Below are 21,430 nucleotides of genomic sequence, written 5' to 3' on the forward strand. Positions count from 1 at the left end.
TACTAGTTAGCCTCTATTTTTTCTTTTTTGATAATATTTTATGTAAAATCACACAAACTATAATAGTTACTAAACTTATTACTTGAGCCATTCTAAGTGGACCAATCATAAGAGAATCTGTTCTAAGTCCCTCTATGAAAAATCTTCCTATTGAATATAAAATTAAATAAAATATAGCTAATTGACCTTCATATTTTTTCTTCTTTCTAAAACACCACAAAAATATGAATATACCTAAATCCCAGATAGATTCATATAAAAACGTCGGATGGACTCTAATGCCATCAACAATTATTCCCCAAGGTAAGGACGTTGGTCCTCCATGTGCTTCTCCATTTATAAAATTTCCCCATCTTCCTATGGCTTGACCTAAAGGTATACCAATCATTACAGTATCAGCCATCTTAAAGAAATTAATTTTTTTAATTTTAGTATATATGAATCCAGCCAATATACCACCAATTAAAGCTCCATGTATAGCCATACCTCCACCTCTGAAATTTAGTATTTCAGATAGATTATTAGAATACCAAGACCAATTAAAAACAACGTAATAAAGTCTAGCGCCAATTAAACCACAAGGTATTGCTATTATAGCTAAATTTAGCAAATCATCTTCACTTATATTCACTCTTTTTCCTTCTTTTAGCGCTATAAATACGCATATTATCATAGCTAGTGCCATTAATACGCCATACCACATTACATCTAAACCAAATATTGTGAATGCCACTCTATCCATTATTTCACCTCTTATAATTTAAATAATCTTTTAAAAAATCCTTTTTTCTTTACTTCTTCTTTGTAAGGTTTTGACACAAATAAATCTTCATTATTTATTATCGCATTATTATTTTTTATAAATAAATTATCTGCCATTTCTTTTGAATATTTTTCGAATACATATTTGTATGCATCTAAAAATATTGGTGTTCTTCTTTTGCTACGATGAGCATCTGTTCCTACAATATGAACCATATTTCTGCTTATTAATGTATTACAAGTTCGTTGTAATTCTTTTCCACTCTTACCTAAAATACTATGAGAGTTTATTTGTATTATAGCTCCAGCTTCGATAACCTCATATATTAACTCCGGATTCTCTTGAACTTCCCTATATCTTTCCACATGTGCAAAAACTGGTATGTAGTTTTTTTCTTTTAATTCATATACTATATTACATAAATCATTTGGAAAATTTGTAGGAGGAAGTTCGATAAGTATGTATCTACTATTATTTAAAGTATAAAAATCTAATTCATCAATTTGTTTTATTAAATCATTAGTATAGTAAATTTCATTCCCAATTAGCACTTCAATATCTATCATATTTTCTCTTAAAACATTATTAAAATCTTTTAGCTCTTTTAATAGTTCTTCGCCCTTTTTATACCTGAAATCTGGATGATAATGTGATGTATTAACAATTTTTTTTATACCTTGTTCTCTAGCTATCAGAGCCATTTCTATAGACTCATTCAAACTTCTAGAACCATCATCTACTTCAGGCAAAATGTGGCAATGTATATCAATCATAAAACATAGCCTCCTTCTACCCTAAACATTTATCCTTTTCATTTTTTATTATATCAGTTTCTTAATAATAAAAAAATAGAATGCCTTAATTATAATTAATTAATAAATATTTTACAATGAAAAAAAGGATACTTATCGTCAATTTTAACTAAAATTATCTCTTTAATTAAAATTGACTAATTATCCTTTATTTTATTACATTTTTATTTTTATATAAGTATTATCTAGGTTCTGCAATAGATATAACACAATTCTCTTCTTTAAAATGATCATTTAGTCTTTCACTTACCTCTTCAAATGTGACTTCCTTCATTACTTCCACATAGTCTAGTAAATTTATACCTTTAAATTTGTAAGTTATAAAATTATTAGCAATAAAAGTAACCGAATCAAAATATTTAATAAAGTTACCTATATTTTTTTTCTTTGTTCTTTCAAAACTTTCTTTATCTAAACCTTCTAATTTAAATTTTTCAATATAAGACATTATAATTTTTTTTACTTTATGAGGATCTTTTGATTCGCCTCCTATAGATGTATATGCATAATCTACCTGTGAAGAGAATCCCGCACCAAAGTTTGGAGTTATAAGCCCTTGCATATATAAATTTTCGTATATAGCGCTACCTTTTTTGAATAACATATCTGTAATGATATCTGTCATTACCTCATATCTTAATAATTCTTCACCCTTCATTCCTACTTTATCATCTTTAAAGCAAATTGAAAACATTGGCATAGATATAGGGAATTTTTCTACAACCTCTTTTTGGTTGACTTCCTTAGGCTCTTTTGGATAAAATCTCACAATTTCTTCTTGAAGTTTTTGTATATCTTTATGATTAGCTTTTTTTACATGTTCAAACACTTCTTTTTTATCCAAATCACCTACCACAAATAAAATCATATTTCCTGGATTATAAAATGTATTATAGCATTTATATAATTCTTCTTTAGTTATCTTATATATACTATCCACAGTACCTGCAATATCTATTCTAGTCGGGTGATTTACATACATTGCTTTAAGAGCATTAAAAAATACATTCCACTCTGGATCATCATTATACATTTTTATTTCTTGTTCTATTATCCCTTTTTCTTTTTCCACATTCTCATCTGTAAAGTACGGTGTTTGAACATAGTCTATTAAATGTTCTAAGCATTCATAAAAATATTCTGTAGCAGAAAACAAATACGCTGTCATAGTAAAATTAGTAAAGGCATTGGCATTTGCTCCATATTTTGAAAACTTATCAAATGCATTTCCTCCATCCGGTTGTTCAAACATTTTATGTTCTAAAAAATGGGCAATACCGGCATTTACAAGCATTTTACCTTTTTCATTTATAGGAATAAATTCTAAATCATTTGAACCATAATTAGTTGCAAGAACAGCATATTTTTTAGTAAACCCTTTTTTAGGCATAAAATAAACATCTAAACCATTTTCTAATTTTTCATAATATAATTCTTCTTTTAATAATTCGTTAACTATTTTTTCCATTTTTATGCCTCCTTATTGTTACTTAGAAAGTATATAGTATCTAACTGAATATTTTTAAATGCATCAACTATATCTTCCACTGTAACCTTTTCTATAATTTCTATAATTTTTTCCACAGTTGTATTTGTTTGACCCATACTTTGAGAGAAATAAAAATCTGATGCTCCTCCAATAGAGTCTTTTATTGTTTTTAATGAACTTATTAAAGCACTTTTACTATTTAATAATTCTTCCTTAGAAATTTGCCCTTCTTTTAAACATTCTAGTTGTTCTTTGATTAGCTTAATTGTTTTATCGTAGTTTTCACTTTCTATTCCAGAAGCTATAAACATGGATGTTTTATATTTTTCTAGTGAAGAATAAATATAATAGCATAAACTTTCTTTTTCTCTAACATTTACAAATAACTTTGAATGAGGTCCTCCACCAAGAACATTAGAACCTACAAATAAAGAATAGTATTTATATTCGTCTTTGTAGTCAATATTACATCTAAATCCCATAACAAGTTTTCCTTGAGTTATGTCCATATATTCATTTATTACATTTACTTCATCCACGTCCTTATTAAAATCTGCTCTAGGTATTTCTACTATATTTTCTCTATGAAAGTTAAATCCATTCGATATTATTTTTACTATTTCATCTTCATTGAAATTGCCCTCTACAACTATATCTATAGGAGAAGTTCTCATAATTTCCATATAGTGTTCATAGAGTCCTTTGGCAGTTATTTTATCTATATCTTCTATATAACCTAAATCACTAATTCCATATCTTTCACCTTTAAACATTTCTTCACGTGCACGCTCAATAGCATATCTACCTTTATCATTTATAATTGACTCTATTCTATTTTTAAGGTTTTCTTTTTCTATTTTTACATATTCTTCTTTAAATCCACCACCTATAACTAATGGATGATTAACTACTTCATCTAAAAATTCCACAACAGGTTTAAATATTTTCTCGTCTAAGTACTTTTCATCTGTACTAATAATTTTAAAAGTTATTACTTGAGTTTCTCCTCTTTTGCTGCTATCAGCTCCTATTGAAACTCCGTATAAGTCATCTTGATGTTTGGACATTTCTCTAGCACTTGGGTATTTTTCACTACCACTTTTTATTATAGAAGGAAGTAGGGCATTCATCGTTACTTCATCTCTATTTAATAATCTTTGAATATAGATACTTACTAAATTAGTTTTAAATTTTTCTTCTGGTATTAAAGTTAAGTTAATTCCTTTACCTAGATTTATTGTTTTATTATTTTTCATTTTTACCTCCTCTTATGAGTACTCACTTGTATATACAATAAATGATTTATATATTCAAAATTTTTCCTTTTACTTAATTATATATCTTTTATTATTTTCTAAAATACTTATTTTTATTTTGTTTACACATTTTTATTAGGATATGCCAAATTTCAAGTTAAAATCCTATTAATAATATAAATTCTTACAAAAATAATGTATTTTACAAATAATAACTTATTTCAAACGTGTTTACACATATTAAGATTATGATGTATAATCAATATGTATGTCTAGAAAATACTAAGAAGTGTTTATAATTTATGTATAAATAAAATTGACAAATATGTAAATTCATATAAGAAAGGAAGATTATTAATATGAAATTAGGTATAGTAGGGTTACCAAATGTTGGTAAAAGTACATTATTTAATGCTATAACTCAAGCAGGAGCTGAATCTGCAAACTACCCTTTCTGTACAATAGAACCAAACGTTGGTGTTGTTTCTGTTCCAGATGAAAGATTAGAAGTACTTAGAGAAATGTATGATTGTAAAAAAGTTGTTCCAACAGCTATAGAATTCTGTGATATTGCAGGTTTAGTTAGAGGGGCTTCAAAAGGTGAAGGTTTAGGAAATAAATTCTTATCTCATATAAGAGAAGTTGATGCTATAGTTCACGTTGTTAGATGTTTTGATGATCCAAACGTTGTTCACGTTGATGGAAGTGTTGATCCACTTAGAGATATAGAAACTATAAACTTAGAATTAATATTCTCTGATATAGAAATATTAGAAAGAAGAATATTAAAAAGTGGTAAAGCTGCTAAAGCTGATAAATCTATCGCTGCTGAAGTAGAATTCTTAAAAGAAATATTAGCTGTTCTAGAAGAAAATAAATCAGTTAGAACTATGGATTTAAACGACGATCAAAAAGAATTTGTTGAAACTTTAAATTTATTAACTTCTAAACCAGTAATATATGCTACAAATGTTTGTGAAGATGATTTAGCTGATGAAGGCGAAAATAATGAATATGTTCATAAAGTTAGAGAATTTGCTACTGATGAAAATGCTGAAGTTGTTGTTGTTTGTGCTCAAATAGAAGCAGAAATAGCAGAATTAGAATCTGAAGAAGAGAAACAAGAATTCTTAGAATCTTTAGGACTTGAACAATCAGGTCTTGATAAGTTAATAAAATCTTCTTACTCTTTACTTGGACTTATGTCTTACTTAACTGCTGGTGTTCAAGAAGTCAGAGCTTGGACTATAACAATAGGAACTAAAGCTCCGCAAGCTGCTGGTAAAATCCACTCTGATATGGAAAAAGGATTCATCAGAGGTGAAATAGTAAACTATAAAGATTTAATTGAATGCGGCTCTATAGCTAATGCTAGAGAAAAAGGTAAAGTTAGACTTGAAGGTAAAGAATACGTAATGCAAGATGGTGACGTAGTTAACTGGAGATTCAACGTATAAACTTAATATAAAAATAATTAAGCCAATTATAGATAAAGATCTTTATTGGCTTTTTATTTTCTTTATATAAATAAAAATTTTAATATTCTGTATATTTTTCAAATACATTTTTTTACATATAATAGTGCTATAATTATTACAATTATAAATTATATTCTAAGGGGATGGGGATTTTGAGAAGAAAAGATAGAACTATTAAGGATATTAATACAATCAAAACGATTGTTTCTAAATGTCAAGTCGTTAGAGTTGCCATGTGTAAAGATAATGTACCTTATTTAGTTCCTTTGAATTATGGTTATGTTTTTAAGGACGGAGGAGAACTTATTCTCTACTGTCACTGTTCCACCAGCGGTAAAAAACTTGATATTTTAGAGGAAAACCAAAATGTATTCATAGAAATTGATAATAAGAAAAATATTATCGACGATGATACTCCTTGTGAGTTTGATTTTGAATACTTTAGTATAATGTCTCCAGGTAAAGTTGAATTTGTACATAATATTTATGATAAAATCCATGGTCTAAATAAAATAACAGAACATTATACTTCTAAAGATAATAATAATGAGTTTAAAAATGAAGCTTTAAATAAAATTTTCTTGCTAAAGATTACATGCACAAATCTTTCTGCAAAAATATGTACTAGATAAACTAAATTAAAAGGGTGTAGTGTGAATAAAATAAATTATATCATACTACACCTTTTATATTTATTATAAATTTTACTAAGCTATATTTTCTCTTTCTTTTTTATCCTTACGTCTTTTTGAAAGTTCTGCAACTGCAGTATACAATACATCTGTTGAAGAGTTTAGCGCGGTTTCACAAGAGTCTTGAATAACTCCAACTATAAAACCTACCCCAACTACTTGCATTGCTATTTCATTTGGTATACCAAATAGCGAACACGCAAGTGGTACTAAAAGTAAAGATCCTCCAGCTACTCCTGATGCTCCACAAGCAGATACAGCTGATAATACTGATAATATTATTGCTGTTCCTATATCAACTTTTATCCCCAATGTATTCGCAGCAGCTAAAGCAAGAATTGATATTGTTATTGCTGCACCACCCATGTTTATAGTTGCTCCTAAAGGTATCGACATTGAATATGTATCTTTATCTAGTCCTAATTCTTTACAAAGTCCCATATTTACTGGTATATTCGCAGCTGAACTTCTTGTAAAAAATGCTGTTAATCCACTGTCTTTTAAACATTTTAATACTAATGGATATGGATTTTTACGAGTTCCTATAAATGTTATTGCAGGGTTTACAACCAATGCCACAAATGCCATACATCCAACTAGTAATATTATTAATTGACCATAACTTAATAAAGATTTTATTCCTGATGTTGAAATCGTATCAAATACTAGTCCCATTATACCAAATGGAGCTAAGCTAATTACCCATCTTACTACTTGAGATATAGCATCTGAAATATTTACTATTATTTGTTTTGTAGATTCTTTAGAATTTTTTAAAGCAAGACCTAATACTAAAGCCCAAGTTAGTATACCTATATAATTTGCCTTTGCTAAAGCATTTACAGGGTTATCTACCACATTCATTAATAAAGCTTTTAATACTTCCCCTACTCCACCTGGAGGAGTCACTCCTTCTGCACCTGCTGCAAGTGTTAATGTTATCGGAAAAATAAAACTTGCTATAACCGCCACTACACCAGCTAATAAAGTTCCTAAAAGATATAAAATTATTATTGATTTCATATTTGTTTTTTGACCTTCTTTATGTTGACATATTGCAGCCATAACTAAAAAGAAAACTAAAATTGGTGCTACAGCTTTTAACGCACCTACAAATAATGACCCTAAAATTGCAATTGGAGCTAATTGAGTTGGCACTGTAACTGCTAAAGTTATACCAATTATTAATCCCACAATGATTCGCTTTACTAAACTAATATCATTCCACCTTTTTACTAATTCCTTCATATATGAATCCCCCTAAAAAATTTTAATATAAACAAATATTAGCACTTTTTAATATTGCCTTCAATTAAATTGCTATATTTTTCCTATTTATTGACAAAATTATCATAATAATCAGAAAAATAATTATTAATTTACTATAAATTCATAATAAAAAAAGCATATCGATGATTACGTCGATACGCTTTCAAATTATCTTTTAAAATCAATTATCTCTTTATCTCCAAAATCAACAGTGGTTTGGCTTAAAGTTGTATTAGCTATTATTTTGCCTTCTCTGATTGAACAATAAACAGGTACCTGTCTTCTTATTGCATCGTATCCATTCTCAGCTGGAAGAAGAATCATATTTCCTGGCTTACCAACTTCTATTCCATATTTGTCACTTATATTTAAAGTTCTTGCTGAATTGTCTGTTATTAAATCTATTGATTCATTTATCTCACTATATCCCATCATTTGACATACATGAAGTCCCATATGAAGTACTTGTAACATATTTCCCGTGCCTAGCGGATTCCAGGGATCCATTATATCATCATGTCCAAAACATACATTTATTCCTGATTCTACCATTTCCTTAACTCTTGTTATGCCTCTTCTTTTTGGATAAGTATCAAATCTACCTTGAAGATGTATATTTACTAAAGGGTTTGCTACAAAGTTTATTCCACTCATTTTTAATAATCTAAATAATTTGTATGTGTAAGCTCCATTATATGAATGCATGGCTGTTGTATGACTTGCTGTTACTTTATGACCCATATTGTACTCATAAGCTCTAGTTGCAAGTACTTCTATAAATCTAGATTGCTCATCATCTATTTCATCACAATGAACATCTACTAAAACATCATATTTTTTAGCAAGCTCCATCATTTTATTTATACTTTCTACTCCGTATTCTCTTGTAAACTCAAAGTGTGGTATGGCTCCTATTACATCTGCACCAAGCTTTAATGACTCTTCTAATAATTCTAAACCATTTGGGTAAGATAATATTCCTTCTTGTGGGAAGGCTACTATTTGTAATGTTACATAATCTTTTAACTCTTCTCTAAGTTCTATCATAGCTTTCATTGCCGTAAGATTTGGATCTGTAGTGTCTACATGGGTTCTTATATATTGGATTCCATTGGCAACTTGCCAAGATATGGCCTTTCTTGCTCTAGTTTTCACATCTCCTATGCTTAAAAATTTTTTCCTTTCTGACCAACGTTCTATTCCTTCAAATAAAGTTCCACTTTCATTCCACTTAGGTTCACCTGCTGTTAGTGTTGTATCTAGGTGAATATGTGGTTCTATAAATGGCGGTACAACTAAAAATCCATTTGCATCTACTATTTCTTCATTTGATGCTTCTATATTTTCTCCTATTTTAGTTATTACTCCATTTTCAATTAATATATCTACTAAATTGTCATTATTTCTTAATCTTGCTCTTTTTATTAACATTTTCTTATCCTCCTAAGATACTCACTATTATTATGCTGCTATTTTTTCTTCTTTTTCAACTTCTTTTTGATTAGTTAATTTTGTTAATACAACATATGATACTATTGCTGTTAAAACTGAATTTACTGGTGTTATTCCAGGTATTGTATAAGCTCCTATTACACCTGTTATCCAGGCAATAACTGCATTTATGTTTACTGCTTTAAATTTAGTATTTTTAAATTCTGTATATTTTCCTTTGTTTATTATAAAATAATCTGCAATTAATACTGCTCCCGTTGCTGGTATGAATGAGTTTAACATATTTAGCCAGGTCATAAAGTTATTATAAAGAATCATTGCTAAAAGCGTTCCAATGGCACCATTTACTATAACCATTCTACTTTTAGGTTGCTTAGTTATGTTAGCAAACCCTAGACCCGAGCCGTATAGTGCATTATCATTTGTTGTCCATATGTTAAGTCCTAATATTATTATTGCTGGTATTATTAAGCCTTGTGTAAACATAACTTCTGATATATCAGCTTGACCAGTTGCCATAGCCCCTATTGCCCCAAAAGCCAACATCAATGAATTACCGATTAAAAATGCAATCACAGTAGTTGATACTGCTATTTTTTTATCTTTTGAAAATCTTGTAAAGTCTGGTGTCAAAGTTCCGCCACTTATAAATGTTCCAACAACTGCTGCTAGGGCTGCACTCATTGTCATAGTTCCACTTGATTCTATTGATAATAATCCTGCTATGCCTCCAACATCTGTTATTGCTTTTCCTGCAGATATGCTTCCAAGTATAGCTATTGCTGGTACTGCTATCATACTTAGTATTGTAAGTGACTTCATACCAAAATAAGCTGTTGCCGTCATTAATAATCCTGACACTATAATTAAGGTCCATAAGTTTATTCCTGTTACTTTAGAAACCGGTATTGCAAACATTGCAACCCCTACTCCAAACCAACCTACTTGAGTTACTGAAACTAAAAATGATAAAAGGTATGAACCCTTTTCTCCAAATGAATATCTTGCAAGTAAGTGAGTTGATAGTCCTGTATCTCCTGCTATATAAGCTAAAAGACCTGTGTATATACATAGTAAAATATTTCCCAATATTACAGCTTTTATAAAATCCCCCATATTGAGGTTTGTTCCTATGTTCCCTCCTGCTAACATACTTGCTGAAAAAAATGCAAATCCTAGCATTACCACTAACATTGAAAAGAATCCTTTTTTTGCTCCTTGTGGTATAACTTCTAATGAATAGTCCTGATCTTGATGTTGTTTATTGTTCATGATTTTCTACCTTTCTTTTTAGTACCTAAAAAGAAAAGCTCCTTGCATTTACAAGGAGCTTCGAATTGTAACAATATATTTATATACATTTAACTACTCAAAATTAAATTTAAATATAATATGCCAAATTACTATCTTTTATAATTTTCTTCCGAAAACCTTGCCAGTTTCTCTGAACTGAATTAAAGGTACTATACAATTTTTTTGTTATATATAATTTATCATAGTTGTCGAAATTTGTAAATAACTTTTCATTTAATTATTAATAATAAAAAGCATATGAATATTGAATCAATATACGCTTTTTTATTAAGTATATTTATTTAACAAATTTAAACTTAGACTCTAATTTTATCCCAGATTTTTTCCTAATCTTTTCTGCTTGCACTTTAACTTTTTCTAATAACTCAGCTTCATCTAAAACAACTATTTCTCTTTCTTTCATTAGCCATTTACCGTTACATATAGTTGATTCAACATTTTGACTACTCATCGAATATACTATATTCCCTATTGGGTTATGCATTGGTAGTGAGTGGATGTCATTCCCATTTAATATTATCATATCAGCTTTCTTTCCTACTTCTAAACTTCCTATTATATCTTCCAAAAGTGCACATTTAGCTCCATTTAAAGTAGCCATTTCTAAGATTTGTTCTGCATATACTACTTCTGGATTTAAAGTTCTTCCCTTATGAATTAAAGAAGTTAAATACATATCCCTCATCATATCCATTCTGTTATTTGAAGGAGCACCATCTGTACCTATTGATACTGGAATGCCTTTGTGTAACATTTCTGGTATGGATGCAAACCCAAGAACAACTTTCATAGCTGCTGCTGGATTGTGAGAAACTTTGACATCATTTAACCTAAATAAATCTAATTCTCTATTATTTAACCATACAGTGTGTACTGCTAATAAGTTTGGTCCAAGGATACCTAATTCATTTAAATGTTCAACTGTTCCAAGTCCTTTTCTTGTTTTTGCAAAATCTATTTCATCTGCAATCTCTGCTATATGCATATGAATTCCTGTCTTATATTTATCTGCCAATTCTTTTGTTCTTACTATTAATTCATCAGAGTTATTAAATATAGTTCTTAATCCAAACCATATTTTAACTCTTTCATCACATGTATTATTATACTTTTCAAATAGTTCTATTTGAGTATCCAATTCTTCTTCACAAGTTTTATCCCAAGCCTTTGGTAATCCTTCACCATTATCCATAACTGACTTTGTAAGACAAGCTCTTATTCCTGTTTTATCTACTGCTTCTACCATGGCATCCACATACTGTCCACCAGCTTCTAAAAATGTAGTAACACCAGATTTTATTAATTCTACACAACATGCTGTAGAAGAAATTAATGAATCATCGTAATCAAAACTACTTTCATATGGCCAGATTCTTTCTCTTAACCAAGTAAGAAGAGTTACGTCATCTGCTATACCTCTACCCAATTGTTGTGATAAATGTACATGAGTATTTACGAAACCTGGCATTAATATTTTGCCCTTTGCATCATAAATTTCAGCATCTTCATCAATTAAGTTTTCATCCACATGACCTACAGCTTTTATTATATTATTTTCTATAAGTATACTACCATTTTCATATACTTCTTTTTCTTCATTCATTGTTATTAAAAAGCAATTTTTTATAAATAATTGTCTCATTTTATATCTCCCTTAAATATCCTAACTAAGCGCTAAATTTATTACTGATAAAATACCTATTATCCAAAGTGTTAAACTTACCTTATGTGCTTCCTTTGAAACTACATGCATTAATATATATGAAATAAATCCAAAACATAAACCTATAGATATACTGTAAGTTAAAGGCATTAATAATATTGTTATAAATGCTGATACAGCTATTTTACGATCATCAAAATTTACTTGTTTTATACTTGTAAACATGAATACTCCAACCATTACTAATGCTGGTGCTGCAGCATATGAAGGAACTGCTCCTAAAAGCGGAGTAAACAATAATGTTATTAAGAATAATCCTGCCGTAACTACTGAGGCAAGACCTGTTCTAGCACCTGCTGCTATACCTGCTGCTGATTCTCCAAAAGTAGTAACTGTACTCGTTCCAAGTAATGAACCTATTAATGTAGAGGTAACATCTGCATACAACATTCTTGACAAACCATTTATATTTCCATCTTTACCTTCAAGCCCCATTTGCTTGCAGCAGCTTATTAAAAACGCTAATGAATCAAACATATCTATAAACATAAATGAGAATATTGGTCCTATTAATGAAAACTTAAGAGCTCCTAATATATCTAATTTAAATGCTACCGGTTCTATACTTGGTGGAACTGATATTATGGCACTTGGTAATTCAACATACCCTGTAGCTATTGATATAACTGTAGTTATAACGATACTTATTAAAATACCACCCTTTACTTTTTTCACTTCAAATATAAACATTAAAGCAAGTCCAAGTAAAGCTATTAAAACAGTGGGTGTAAATTCACCTAGAGCTACAAGTGTTGATTGGTCTGCCACTATTACACCCATACTTTTTAAACCTACAAATGATAAGAATAAGCCTATACCTGCTGCCGAAGCTATACTAAGTTCTTTTGGTATTGCTTGTGCTATATAGTTACGAACTCCTGTTACTGCTAAAATGAAGAATATCATCCCCGAAATGAATACAACTCCTAAAGCTTGTTGCCAAGATACACCTTCTCCTAAAACTAAAGAATAAGTAAAAAATGCATTTAATCCCATACCTGGCGCAAGAGCAAAAGGTGCATTACCTAAAAATGCAAATGTTAATGTACCAATGGCAGTAGCTAAAATAGTAACTGTTATAAGTGCTGCTTTGTCCATTCCTGCATCTGCTAATATAGCAGGATTAACAAATACAATATATGCCATTGTTAAAAATGTTGTAATACCACCGATTACTTCTGTTTTCACGTTTGAACCACGTTCACTATATTTAAATACCTTATCTAAAAATGTCTCTGAACTATTTACTTCTTGTTGTCTTTGCGCTTCCATATTTCCTCCTAAAGATGTATCAAAATAAAAAAAGATATATATTCTATATGAATAGAACATATATCTTTTTAGAATTTCATCCTTAAGATTCTGTAGCTATTCATAGTGATCTCATTTACGGTGAGTTCGTAGAAACTTATGGACCATATTACCATTATATACGAATATTAATATCTGTTTTTTTAAAATTATACATATTTTATTCATATTTTTCAATACTTTTTGTATTATTTTGTTGAAATATTATATTTTATCGAACATTTCCTTTATTCACCAATTAAGATAATACGTTGTTTTATTAAAAAAGAAGCTGTTTTCAATTTTCAAATACAGCTTCTTTCTATGTTTAAAAATAATTGAATTTTAAAGATAAAGAATATAAAAATAATCAATTCAACTATTCTTATTTTTTTAATTCATCATAGCAAAGTGCATATGGTTTTGGTATTACATATTTTCCTTTTCCTTTTTCTCCAACAAATTTTCCTCTTTCAGCCACAATTTCTCCACGTAAAAATACTTTATCGGCTATACCTATTTTTTCAAATCCCTCAAAAGCTGCATAGTCTGTTCCTTCATAACTATCTGCATGTGTTATAGTTCCTCTAAAAGTAGGGTCATATATTACAATGTCTGCATCTGAACCTGGGAGTATAGCACCTTTTTGCGGATATAGACCAACAACTTTTGCTGGAGTAGTTGCAAATACTTCAACAAATCTTTGTTTAGATATTTTTCCTTTTTCCACACCTTGTGACCAAAGCATAGCTAATCTGTCCTGAACACTTGGGCAACCATTAGGAATTTTAGCAAAATTATTAAGTCCATCTTTTTTCTTATCAAATCCACCTGCCACTGCAGCATGGTCTGATCCTACTGAAAGTAAATAATTATTTTTTATTGCATCCCACATTGCCTCTAAATGTTCATCTGTTCTAAGCGCTGGTGAACAAACATATTTTGCACCTTCAAAATTTGGTTTTTCTAAGAAAGATTGGTTTAATGTAAGATAATGTGTACATGTTTCTCCATATATAGGAAGACCTCTTTCATGAGCAGCTTTTATATGTTCCATAGCTCCCTTCGAAGAAACGTGAACTACAAATAACGGACATCCAGCAAGTTCAGCTAAATAAATTGCCCTTTGAGTAGCTTCATCTTCAACTACAGGAGGCCTAGAATAAGCATGATATACAGGTTCAGTTTTACCTTCTGCAAGTAATTGATTCTGAAGAGTATACACCATGTCACCATTTTCTGCATGGACCATTATTGTAATTCCATATTTTTTAGCAAGTTGCATTCCTTTAAATATAAGATCATCTGGAACCATAAAAGGTGTATATTTATATGCCATAAAAAATTTGAGCGTAGTAATTCCTGCATCAACCATTTTAGGTATTTCATCAAGCAAACTTTCACTAGTATCCATAACCATACCATGGAATGAATAGTCAGATGATGATTTATCCTTTGCAAATTCGTCATTTTGTATTTTAACAGACTCTATTATTCCTTTTCCTTTGATCTGTGGTGCAAAATCAACAATTGTAGTAGTTCCACCAACTAAAGCAGCATGAGATGTTTCAAAGGAAAGCGTAGCAAAAGATCCCATATGAACATGCTCATCTACCCCACCAGGAAATACATATTTTCCAGTAGCATTTATAATATCGTGTCCATCTTCACATAAATCCACTCCAATTTGAACAATTTGTTCCCCTTCAATCAGTATATCACCTACAAATTCATCATTTGCAGATATTATAGTACCATTTTTAATAATCTTTCCCATAAATATCCTCCTTTTCAAAAATAGGGAGCACCCGTTATAATGTGCTCCCTATTTCTATTAAGTAAATACTTTATTATAAAATTTTAAGTATGTTCTATATTCGAATATTATTTGTTATCTAATTTTCTTTCTGGAGTTCTATAAACACTTGAGTCTATTCCTTCTAAATATTTAACAACTTCTTCTACTGAAACAACATCACAGAATTTGGCTTCCATATCGAATAAGTTCCACTCTATAACACCAGGTACTCTATCTCCAACTGTTCCTCTAGGTACTATAGTTTTAAATCCATATCCAGTAGAATCCATTACGGTATGTCTGACACATGCACAAGAAGTAGCTCCCATTACTATAAGAGTGTCTACACCTAAATAATTAAGTGTTTGAGCTAAATGAGTTCCAAAGAAGTTAGATGCATACTTTTTATGAATAACTGGCTCTTCAGGTCTTGGCTTTAATTTAGGATCTATTTCTAACCAGTCAGTGTTTATGTCAAGAGCGCTCATAGGTATTTTTTCATCCCATCTTGGTAAATCCCATTGTCTTTCTCCTATGTAACCCGTTGTAGTATGGAATATAGGTACTCCTGATTTTCTTCCAGCTTCTAAAACCTTAAGTGCTTCTGCACAAACTTCTTCAGAGTGGTCACATGTAAACGGATGTCCCTCACTCATCCAAGCCTTAGCCATATCTACAGTTGTTATAGCTGGAGCTTTACCAAATCCCATTTCTCTCATAAATCCTCTTTCTTTATAAATCTCTCTTGCTTCTGCAAATGCCTTTCTTAATAATTCCTCGTCAAATTGATATTGGTCAACAAATTTGTAATCTTTATTTTCTGCCATAAGTAAATCTCCCTTCAACATTTTTATTATTTATTAAGGGACCTCTTCCCTTTGCCTTTATATATAGCAAAGTTCATGCCAAAATTTAACAGTCTATAAACCTGAGTATTTAGCCATTTGTCATCATTTGATTAACACGTTATTTGCATTTTCGCAAAAAATATATTCAAATTTATTAGATACCGCTTATATACAGTCTTTTTAAAAATGCAAAGTGTATTGCTTTTTTGCATTTTTACAAATAAAGAATAGATTTATCTCAAAATGTTTTTAATATAGTAATGATTTTATTAATTTTTATTTTTAATCTGTAAATTTCAAATTATACTTATTCATTTTTCGTGAAAGAGTTGAGTAATGTATTCCTAAAACTTCTGATGCCTGTTCTAAGGTGTGATATTTTTTAATTGTATCTTCTATAATTGTTTTTTCATATAGATTTATAAGATAATTTAACTTTTCTTTTTTACCTTCACTTTTACCACCTTTATAATTAGAAATCATTATTTGTGATAAAATTTTACCTGGAATGGAATCTACCTCTATGTTTTTTTCATTTATTACAAATAAATACTCCACCATATTTTCAAGTTCTCTAACATTTCCAGGATAATTATATCTTATAAGATAATTCAGAGCTTCTTTTGATATAATCTTATTTACTTTATATTTATTATTTAGTTTATTTATAAAGAAATCAATAAATACAGGTATATCATCTGGTCTTTCTCTAAGAGGTGGTATGGTGATTGGAAAAACATTAAGTCTAAAAAAAAGATCTTCTCTAAAATTACCATCTTTAACTTCTTTTTCTAAGTTTCTATTAGTAGCTGCTATTACTCTTATATCAAGTTTTTTGCGTTCCTTCCCACCTACTCTTGTAATTTCTTTTTCTTGAATTGCACGTAATAATTTTGACTGCACCGATAACTGTAATTCTCCTATTTCATCTAAAAATAATGTTCCTCCATTTGCAAGTTCAAAAAATCCTATTTTTCCATTGTTTGATGCTCCCGTAAATGCTCCTTTTTCATATCCAAATAATTCTGATTCAAATAATTCCTTTGGTATAGCTGCACAGTTAACTTTAATAAAGATATTATTTTTTCTTCCACTTAATCCATGAATATATTTACTAACGACCTCTTTCCCTGTTCCTGATTCGCCATATATCATAACTGTAGAATCAAAATTTGCTACCTTACTGGCTAACTTAGCAGTCTCCTTCATTGCCTTACTTTCAAATATAAATTCTTCATTTTTGTTGATTAGCTTTTTTAAATGTTTCATTTCTTGATTAACTTTTTCTTGATTAGCAACATGCTGTTTAATTTCTGACTTAAGCTTTAATAATTCTTCAATATTCCTAGTATTATTAATGACACCGATTATATTATGATTGTTATCAAAAATAGGCTGTGCTGAACTAAATGCAGATTTACCTGTAACATATGAATGTGTAGTAGAAACAGATTTGCCCTTTTTCAAAACTTCCAAAGATATAGCCTTGTTTATAATTCCATTTTCTAAAAGAGTTGCTAAATTTTTGTCTATAATGTCTTTTTTCTTTAATCCTGTAATTTTTTCATATTGTGAATTTACATAAATAATATTTCCACTTCTATCTGTAATTAAAATTCCGTCAAAAGATGAATCTAGAGCATTTTTATAAAAGCTTGTTAACAAAATCCCACCCCTTTTTTAGAATTTCCTCCTTCAATTTACATATTTTTATCTTATTCTTTATGAATAGTATTCTATTTACAAATATAATTTCCTTTAATTAAATATACTCATTGCAAGATATCTCTGTTGAAAATTAAATTTATGTACAAAACAAATGAGCTATAACTTTCTATATATAAAAAATAAGGGAAGAAAATATTTGAATTTTCTTCCCTTATTTCTAAATTTATTAAATTTTAATATTTACAAAATTCATCTCTAATTGAGCTCATTTCTTTAATTATATCATCAACATCCAGTACCATTTCCATCATACCTATTTGTTCTTCATATACACTACCGTCAAACTCTTCTTTTACTTGCGGCTCGCAAGCATGATATACTTGAAGTCCTAACTGGACTCCTGTCAACGGACCAGCAAATGTCGGATCTCCAGCAGTAACTGTTTCAGCAGCAAGTCCTGCTGCTTCACCTTCTGCAGCACCTAACATGACCACAACATTTTCACAACCAAATTCTTCAGCAAATTCTTTTACTCTTTTTTGATTCTCCAAGTCCATTGCTCCAGCAGCTGTTCAGACAAAACATTCTGTTGAAGAAAATACTACTTTTCCTCCAGCTGTTTTTACACATTCTTCTATAGCAGGACCTGGAATACCATCTCTATCACCAATGATAATAATTTTTTTATTTTCCAGTATGCTCATTAAAACACCTCCATATAAATTTTTATATAAAAACAAATTAAATTTATTCAAATACAGTTTGATCACTTACTTCTGTTTGTAATGCTTTTAGTGCTCTCAAAACTAATTCTCGTCTTATTTTTTTACTTCCCTCTTCATCTAATTCTGGATTTCCAAGAGGATGAGGAATTCCAATAGCTGGTACTATTCTATTCGCACCTATTGTTAGAGAAATAGGAACTACCGTACATATATGAACTACTGTTATACCATATCTTTCTATTTCTTTTACCATCGTTGCGCCGCAACGAGTACATGTGCCTCATGTAGAAGTTAGAATTACGCAACTTACGTTATCTTCTATTAATTTTTTACCTATATCTTCTCCAAATTTTTTAGCATTTCCTACACTAGTTCCTGTACCTGTTGTTGCCATAAAATAGTTTGCTATTTCTCCAACTACCCCTTCTTTTTCGAGGTCTCTCATTACATCTAAAGGAACAACTAAATTCGGATTTTTCAGCACAAAAGATCTATCATATCCTCCATGTATAGTTGTAAAATCATCCTTTCCCATAGATTCCATGTTAGATAAATCATATGTTCCAAACTTAGTTGCACTAGAAGATTCAATTTTATCAGGGTTATCTATAGGAACTATACCACCAGATGTTACTAAAGCTATTTTAACTTTTGACATATCTTTTATAGGTTTAGCTGGTTGTACTCTATCAAAATTAGGCATTTCATACTCTGTAGCGAACTCTTTTTTATTCATTTTTTTAACTAACATATCAACAGCTCTTTCAGATCCTCTCAAACTATTGAAATAATTTGTTCTTATTCCTTTCAATATATATCCTTCTTCTTCTGGTGAACCAATTTCTTCTTTTCTAGCTAGTTTCAAAGCTAGTTTGCTAAAATTAGGTATACACTTTCTTAATGTTGCTGCTGAATTTCCAGTAGATATAATATTTAAATCTAATTTAAACATATCCACACCTGGATTTTCTTCATACATTCCAGTAATTACTGGTATTTCTAATTCATCTTCTACTGCCTTACATATTGATCCACAAGCAACTCCGTATCTTCCAGCATTAAATGCAGGTCCTGCTATAAATAAATCTGGTTTCTCTTCTTTTATCATATCTAAAAGCACTTTTGTTGCTTCTTTTATATTTTCACCAAAGTACGTATCTCCGCATATTACTGTTGCTACTATCTCAGCTTCATCTCCAAAAGCTTTTTGAATTGCTATACCTGGCCCTACTACTCCACTTCTTTTTTCTGGAGGTATATTTGCTTTTTCTTCTCCTCCTACTCCAGCAAAGAAATTATTTATATAATGAACTACTCTTATTTTACTCATAATCTTTCCCCCTTTTTAATACCATCTAGCAGCTAAATGATTATATCCATTTGCTATAGTTGAAGCTATTATTATTTGAAGTTCTGCATCCATACTTCCATCTTCATTTAAACATCCTTTATATCCACCTATCATCATTTCCACATATTCAAGAGTTCCAATTATTTTGTCCATAGCGGGGAAATGAACAACTAAATTACCTTGGCCACAAGAAACTACTGCATCAGCTTCTTTTGTTGCATCAGCTACAGATTGACTCTTCCCATCTCTTCCAGGGAATTCATCTGTAATAAGTACAACATCAGCACCTGCATTAGTGCATTTTTTACAATTCATCATTAAATCTGTATCTGGATTTCCGTAACCTTCTTCCGTAATAATTACTCCATCAATTCCTAAGTACTCTACTAACTTAGCTACCATGTCTGAACTTCTTTCTTTGTCCATCAAGAATACATTTTCATTAGTTAATATAACACCGACAAAATTTAAATCTTTTCCATGTCTTTTATATAAATCTTCTATTACAGGATTATTTAAATGATGATAAGTTGTAACCTTATCACAAGGCGCAACACAATTTCCAGAAATAATAGCTCCATCCATTATTTCTGTAGGATACATTAAAGTTGGAACCATTTGTTTTGCATCTACTCCATAATAGTATGTGTCATGAAGTAAACCTTGAGATTGTAACATATGAACATATGCTACAGTAGGCAAATTGGGATACTCTTTAATTTGCTCTTGTATAGGTTTAGTTTCATAAATTATAACTTCATCTGGCTCTATTTCCTTACCTGCCTTGCCTAAATACTCTGCTACTCTTAGTCCAGCCATTCTAGCTGCTTGTTCATAAGCATGAGCTTCTAAACCTTCTTTAGGCTCCATCATTATACATAAATTATTAGTCTTGGAAAAAGGTGTATACTGGGCTATTGGTCCACTCATATCAATAATACCTTCTTGAAAGGCTACTATATTTCCACCTGTAACAACACAAGCGCCTTTTAGCGTATTTGTTTTTCCACTACCAACTGTTTTCACCTTATTTAAAATTCCAGGGAATATGCTTCCTTCCCCCTCAACCTTCACTCTAGGCTCAATAACATCTTTAACTGGTGCTATTCTAACAGATTCCCCTGGTCTACCAATATCTACATTTACACTTTTTATTCGGTCATCACTTAACACCATTTCTTCTACTTTACTCTTGTTCACATAAAGTACTGAGTTTATGATTTCTGTCTTCTGTGCAAATTGAATATCATTAATATATATCTTTCCTAGTTCTAACTTCATGAAGCAACCCCCTTGCATAAATTTTTAATTTATTCACTTTTTATACAAGCAATACTTATGCCAAAATATTTTCCTTATAAAACCCACAAATATAGCCATTCTATTAATATGTAATTAATCTTATTTTGCAATTTTGCAAAAAATAATGATTTATCTGCACCTTACACTTGAAATAGATGTTTTATCAAAATTGCAAAGTATAATCTTATTTTGCGATTTCG

At 30.0% G+C, this 21,430-nt stretch carries 17 protein-coding genes and 1 riboswitch; of the genes, 2 read left to right on the forward strand and 15 right to left on the reverse strand.

The features are described 5' to 3' along the window. Positions 1-13: 13 nt before the first annotated feature. From lgt to yfmF, 4 genes are all read right to left on the reverse strand, one after another. The gene (lgt, locus tag TEGL_RS14895) at positions 14-742 is read right to left on the reverse strand and encodes a prolipoprotein diacylglyceryl transferase (protein WP_018589865.1); all 729 of its coding nucleotides are present in this window, start codon (positions 740-742) and stop codon (positions 14-16) included. 11 nt (positions 743-753) lie between these two features. After that, entirely contained in the window at positions 754-1,536 is a 783-nt protein-coding gene (locus TEGL_RS14900; protein ID WP_018589866.1) for a tyrosine-protein phosphatase, read from the reverse strand. Positions 1,537-1,756: 220 nt separating this feature from the next. Next, the gene (gene yfmH, locus TEGL_RS14905) at positions 1,757-3,043 is read right to left on the reverse strand and encodes an EF-P 5-aminopentanol modification-associated protein YfmH (protein WP_018589867.1); all 1,287 of its coding nucleotides are present in this window, start codon (positions 3,041-3,043) and stop codon (positions 1,757-1,759) included. Positions 3,044-3,045: 2 nt separating this feature from the next. After that, entirely contained in the window at positions 3,046-4,320 is a 1,275-nt protein-coding gene (gene yfmF, locus TEGL_RS14910) for an EF-P 5-aminopentanol modification-associated protein YfmF (protein ID WP_018589868.1), read from the reverse strand. A gap of 359 nt (positions 4,321-4,679) precedes the next feature. On the opposite strand from yfmF, the gene ychF reads away from it, so the two are divergent. Further along, positions 4,680-5,777 carry a redox-regulated ATPase YchF gene (gene ychF / locus TEGL_RS14915; protein WP_018589869.1) on the forward strand — a complete coding sequence of 366 codons (1,098 nt, stop codon included), beginning with the start codon at positions 4,680-4,682 and terminating at the stop codon, positions 5,775-5,777. A gap of 173 nt (positions 5,778-5,950) precedes the next feature. Beyond that, positions 5,951-6,430 (forward strand): pyridoxamine 5'-phosphate oxidase family protein, encoded by a 480-nt coding sequence (locus TEGL_RS14920; RefSeq protein WP_018589870.1) that lies wholly within the window; start codon positions 5,951-5,953, stop codon positions 6,428-6,430. A 75-nt stretch (positions 6,431-6,505) separates the two neighbouring features. Here TEGL_RS14920 and sstT read toward each other — a convergent pair whose 3' ends face one another. The 11 genes from sstT to grdG all read right to left on the reverse strand — a co-directional run bounded on the left by sstT (position 6,506) and on the right by grdG (position 21,209). Continuing rightward, the gene (sstT, locus tag TEGL_RS14925) at positions 6,506-7,738 is read right to left on the reverse strand and encodes a serine/threonine transporter SstT (RefSeq protein WP_018589871.1); all 1,233 of its coding nucleotides are present in this window, start codon (positions 7,736-7,738) and stop codon (positions 6,506-6,508) included. 189 nt (positions 7,739-7,927) lie between these two features. Continuing rightward, on the reverse strand, positions 7,928-9,190 hold the full coding sequence (gene codA / locus TEGL_RS14930) for a cytosine deaminase (RefSeq protein ID WP_018589872.1): 1,263 nt from the start codon (positions 9,188-9,190) through the stop codon (positions 7,928-7,930). Positions 9,191-9,220: 30 nt separating this feature from the next. Then, complete coding sequence (gene codB / locus TEGL_RS14935) at positions 9,221-10,483, reverse strand: cytosine permease (protein WP_018589873.1); 1,263 nt, start codon at positions 10,481-10,483, stop codon at positions 9,221-9,223. 319 nt (positions 10,484-10,802) lie between these two features. Next, positions 10,803-12,167: an amidohydrolase gene (locus TEGL_RS14940; protein ID WP_018589874.1), complete on the reverse strand. Its 1,365-nt coding sequence runs from the start codon at positions 12,165-12,167 to the stop codon at positions 10,803-10,805. Positions 12,168-12,188: 21 nt separating this feature from the next. Beyond that, positions 12,189-13,520 carry an NCS2 family permease gene (locus TEGL_RS14945; RefSeq protein ID WP_018589875.1) on the reverse strand — a complete coding sequence of 444 codons (1,332 nt, stop codon included), beginning with the start codon at positions 13,518-13,520 and terminating at the stop codon, positions 12,189-12,191. A gap of 83 nt (positions 13,521-13,603) precedes the next feature. Further along, a riboswitch (purine riboswitch) is annotated at positions 13,604-13,704 on the reverse strand. A 219-nt stretch (positions 13,705-13,923) separates the two neighbouring features. Further along, positions 13,924-15,315: a dihydropyrimidinase gene (hydA, locus tag TEGL_RS14950; protein ID WP_018589876.1), complete on the reverse strand. Its 1,392-nt coding sequence runs from the start codon at positions 15,313-15,315 to the stop codon at positions 13,924-13,926. A gap of 107 nt (positions 15,316-15,422) precedes the next feature. Then, entirely contained in the window at positions 15,423-16,184 is a 762-nt protein-coding gene (locus TEGL_RS14955) for an isochorismatase family protein (protein WP_033316361.1), read from the reverse strand. Positions 16,185-16,466: 282 nt separating this feature from the next. Next, positions 16,467-17,849, reverse strand: coding sequence for a sigma-54 interaction domain-containing protein (locus TEGL_RS14960; RefSeq protein ID WP_018589878.1), 1,383 nt, complete (start codon positions 17,847-17,849; stop codon positions 16,467-16,469). A 236-nt stretch (positions 17,850-18,085) separates the two neighbouring features. After that, positions 18,086-18,556, reverse strand: coding sequence for a glycine/sarcosine/betaine reductase complex selenoprotein A (gene grdA, locus TEGL_RS14965; protein ID WP_081617850.1), 471 nt, complete (start codon positions 18,554-18,556; stop codon positions 18,086-18,088). A gap of 43 nt (positions 18,557-18,599) precedes the next feature. Next, on the reverse strand, positions 18,600-19,907 hold the full coding sequence (grdF, locus tag TEGL_RS14970) for a sarcosine reductase complex component B subunit beta (protein ID WP_081617851.1): 1,308 nt from the start codon (positions 19,905-19,907) through the stop codon (positions 18,600-18,602). A gap of 15 nt (positions 19,908-19,922) precedes the next feature. Further along, complete coding sequence (grdG, locus tag TEGL_RS14975; RefSeq protein WP_018589883.1) at positions 19,923-21,209, reverse strand: sarcosine reductase complex component B subunit alpha; 1,287 nt, start codon at positions 21,207-21,209, stop codon at positions 19,923-19,925. Positions 21,210-21,430 lie beyond the last annotated feature (221 nt).

The sequence above is a fragment of the Terrisporobacter glycolicus ATCC 14880 = DSM 1288 genome, from assembly GCF_036812735.1.
In the GTDB taxonomy this organism is placed as follows: domain Bacteria; phylum Bacillota; class Clostridia; order Peptostreptococcales; family Peptostreptococcaceae; genus Terrisporobacter; species Terrisporobacter glycolicus.

What these genes read in the sequence shown, in the direction of transcription:
- yfmH (WP_018589867.1), bottom strand. Translation starts at nt 3,043, where the DNA reads ATGGAAAAAATAGTTAACGAATTATTAAAAGAAGAATTATATTATGAA.
- TEGL_RS14900 (WP_018589866.1), bottom strand. Translation starts at nt 1,536, where the DNA reads ATGATTGATATACATTGCCACATTTTGCCTGAAGTAGATGATGGTTCT.
- lgt (WP_018589865.1), bottom strand. Translation starts at nt 742, where the DNA reads ATGGATAGAGTGGCATTCACAATATTTGGTTTAGATGTAATGTGGTAT.
- TEGL_RS14955 (WP_033316361.1), bottom strand. Translation starts at nt 16,184, where the DNA reads ATGTTGAAGGGAGATTTACTTATGGCAGAAAATAAAGATTACAAATTT.
- TEGL_RS14940 (WP_018589874.1), bottom strand. Translation starts at nt 12,167, where the DNA reads ATGAGACAATTATTTATAAAAAATTGCTTTTTAATAACAATGAATGAA.
- hydA (WP_018589876.1), bottom strand. Translation starts at nt 15,315, where the DNA reads ATGGGAAAGATTATTAAAAATGGTACTATAATATCTGCAAATGATGAA.
- codA (WP_018589872.1), bottom strand. Translation starts at nt 9,190, where the DNA reads ATGTTAATAAAAAGAGCAAGATTAAGAAATAATGACAATTTAGTAGAT.
- sstT (WP_018589871.1), bottom strand. Translation starts at nt 7,738, where the DNA reads ATGAAGGAATTAGTAAAAAGGTGGAATGATATTAGTTTAGTAAAGCGA.
- codB (WP_018589873.1), bottom strand. Translation starts at nt 10,483, where the DNA reads ATGAACAATAAACAACATCAAGATCAGGACTATTCATTAGAAGTTATA.
- yfmF (WP_018589868.1), bottom strand. Translation starts at nt 4,320, where the DNA reads ATGAAAAATAATAAAACAATAAATCTAGGTAAAGGAATTAACTTAACT.
- TEGL_RS14945 (WP_018589875.1), bottom strand. Translation starts at nt 13,520, where the DNA reads ATGGAAGCGCAAAGACAACAAGAAGTAAATAGTTCAGAGACATTTTTA.
- grdG (WP_018589883.1), bottom strand. Translation starts at nt 21,209, where the DNA reads ATGAAGTTAGAACTAGGAAAGATATATATTAATGATATTCAATTTGCA.
- ychF (WP_018589869.1), top strand. Translation starts at nt 4,680, where the DNA reads ATGAAATTAGGTATAGTAGGGTTACCAAATGTTGGTAAAAGTACATTA.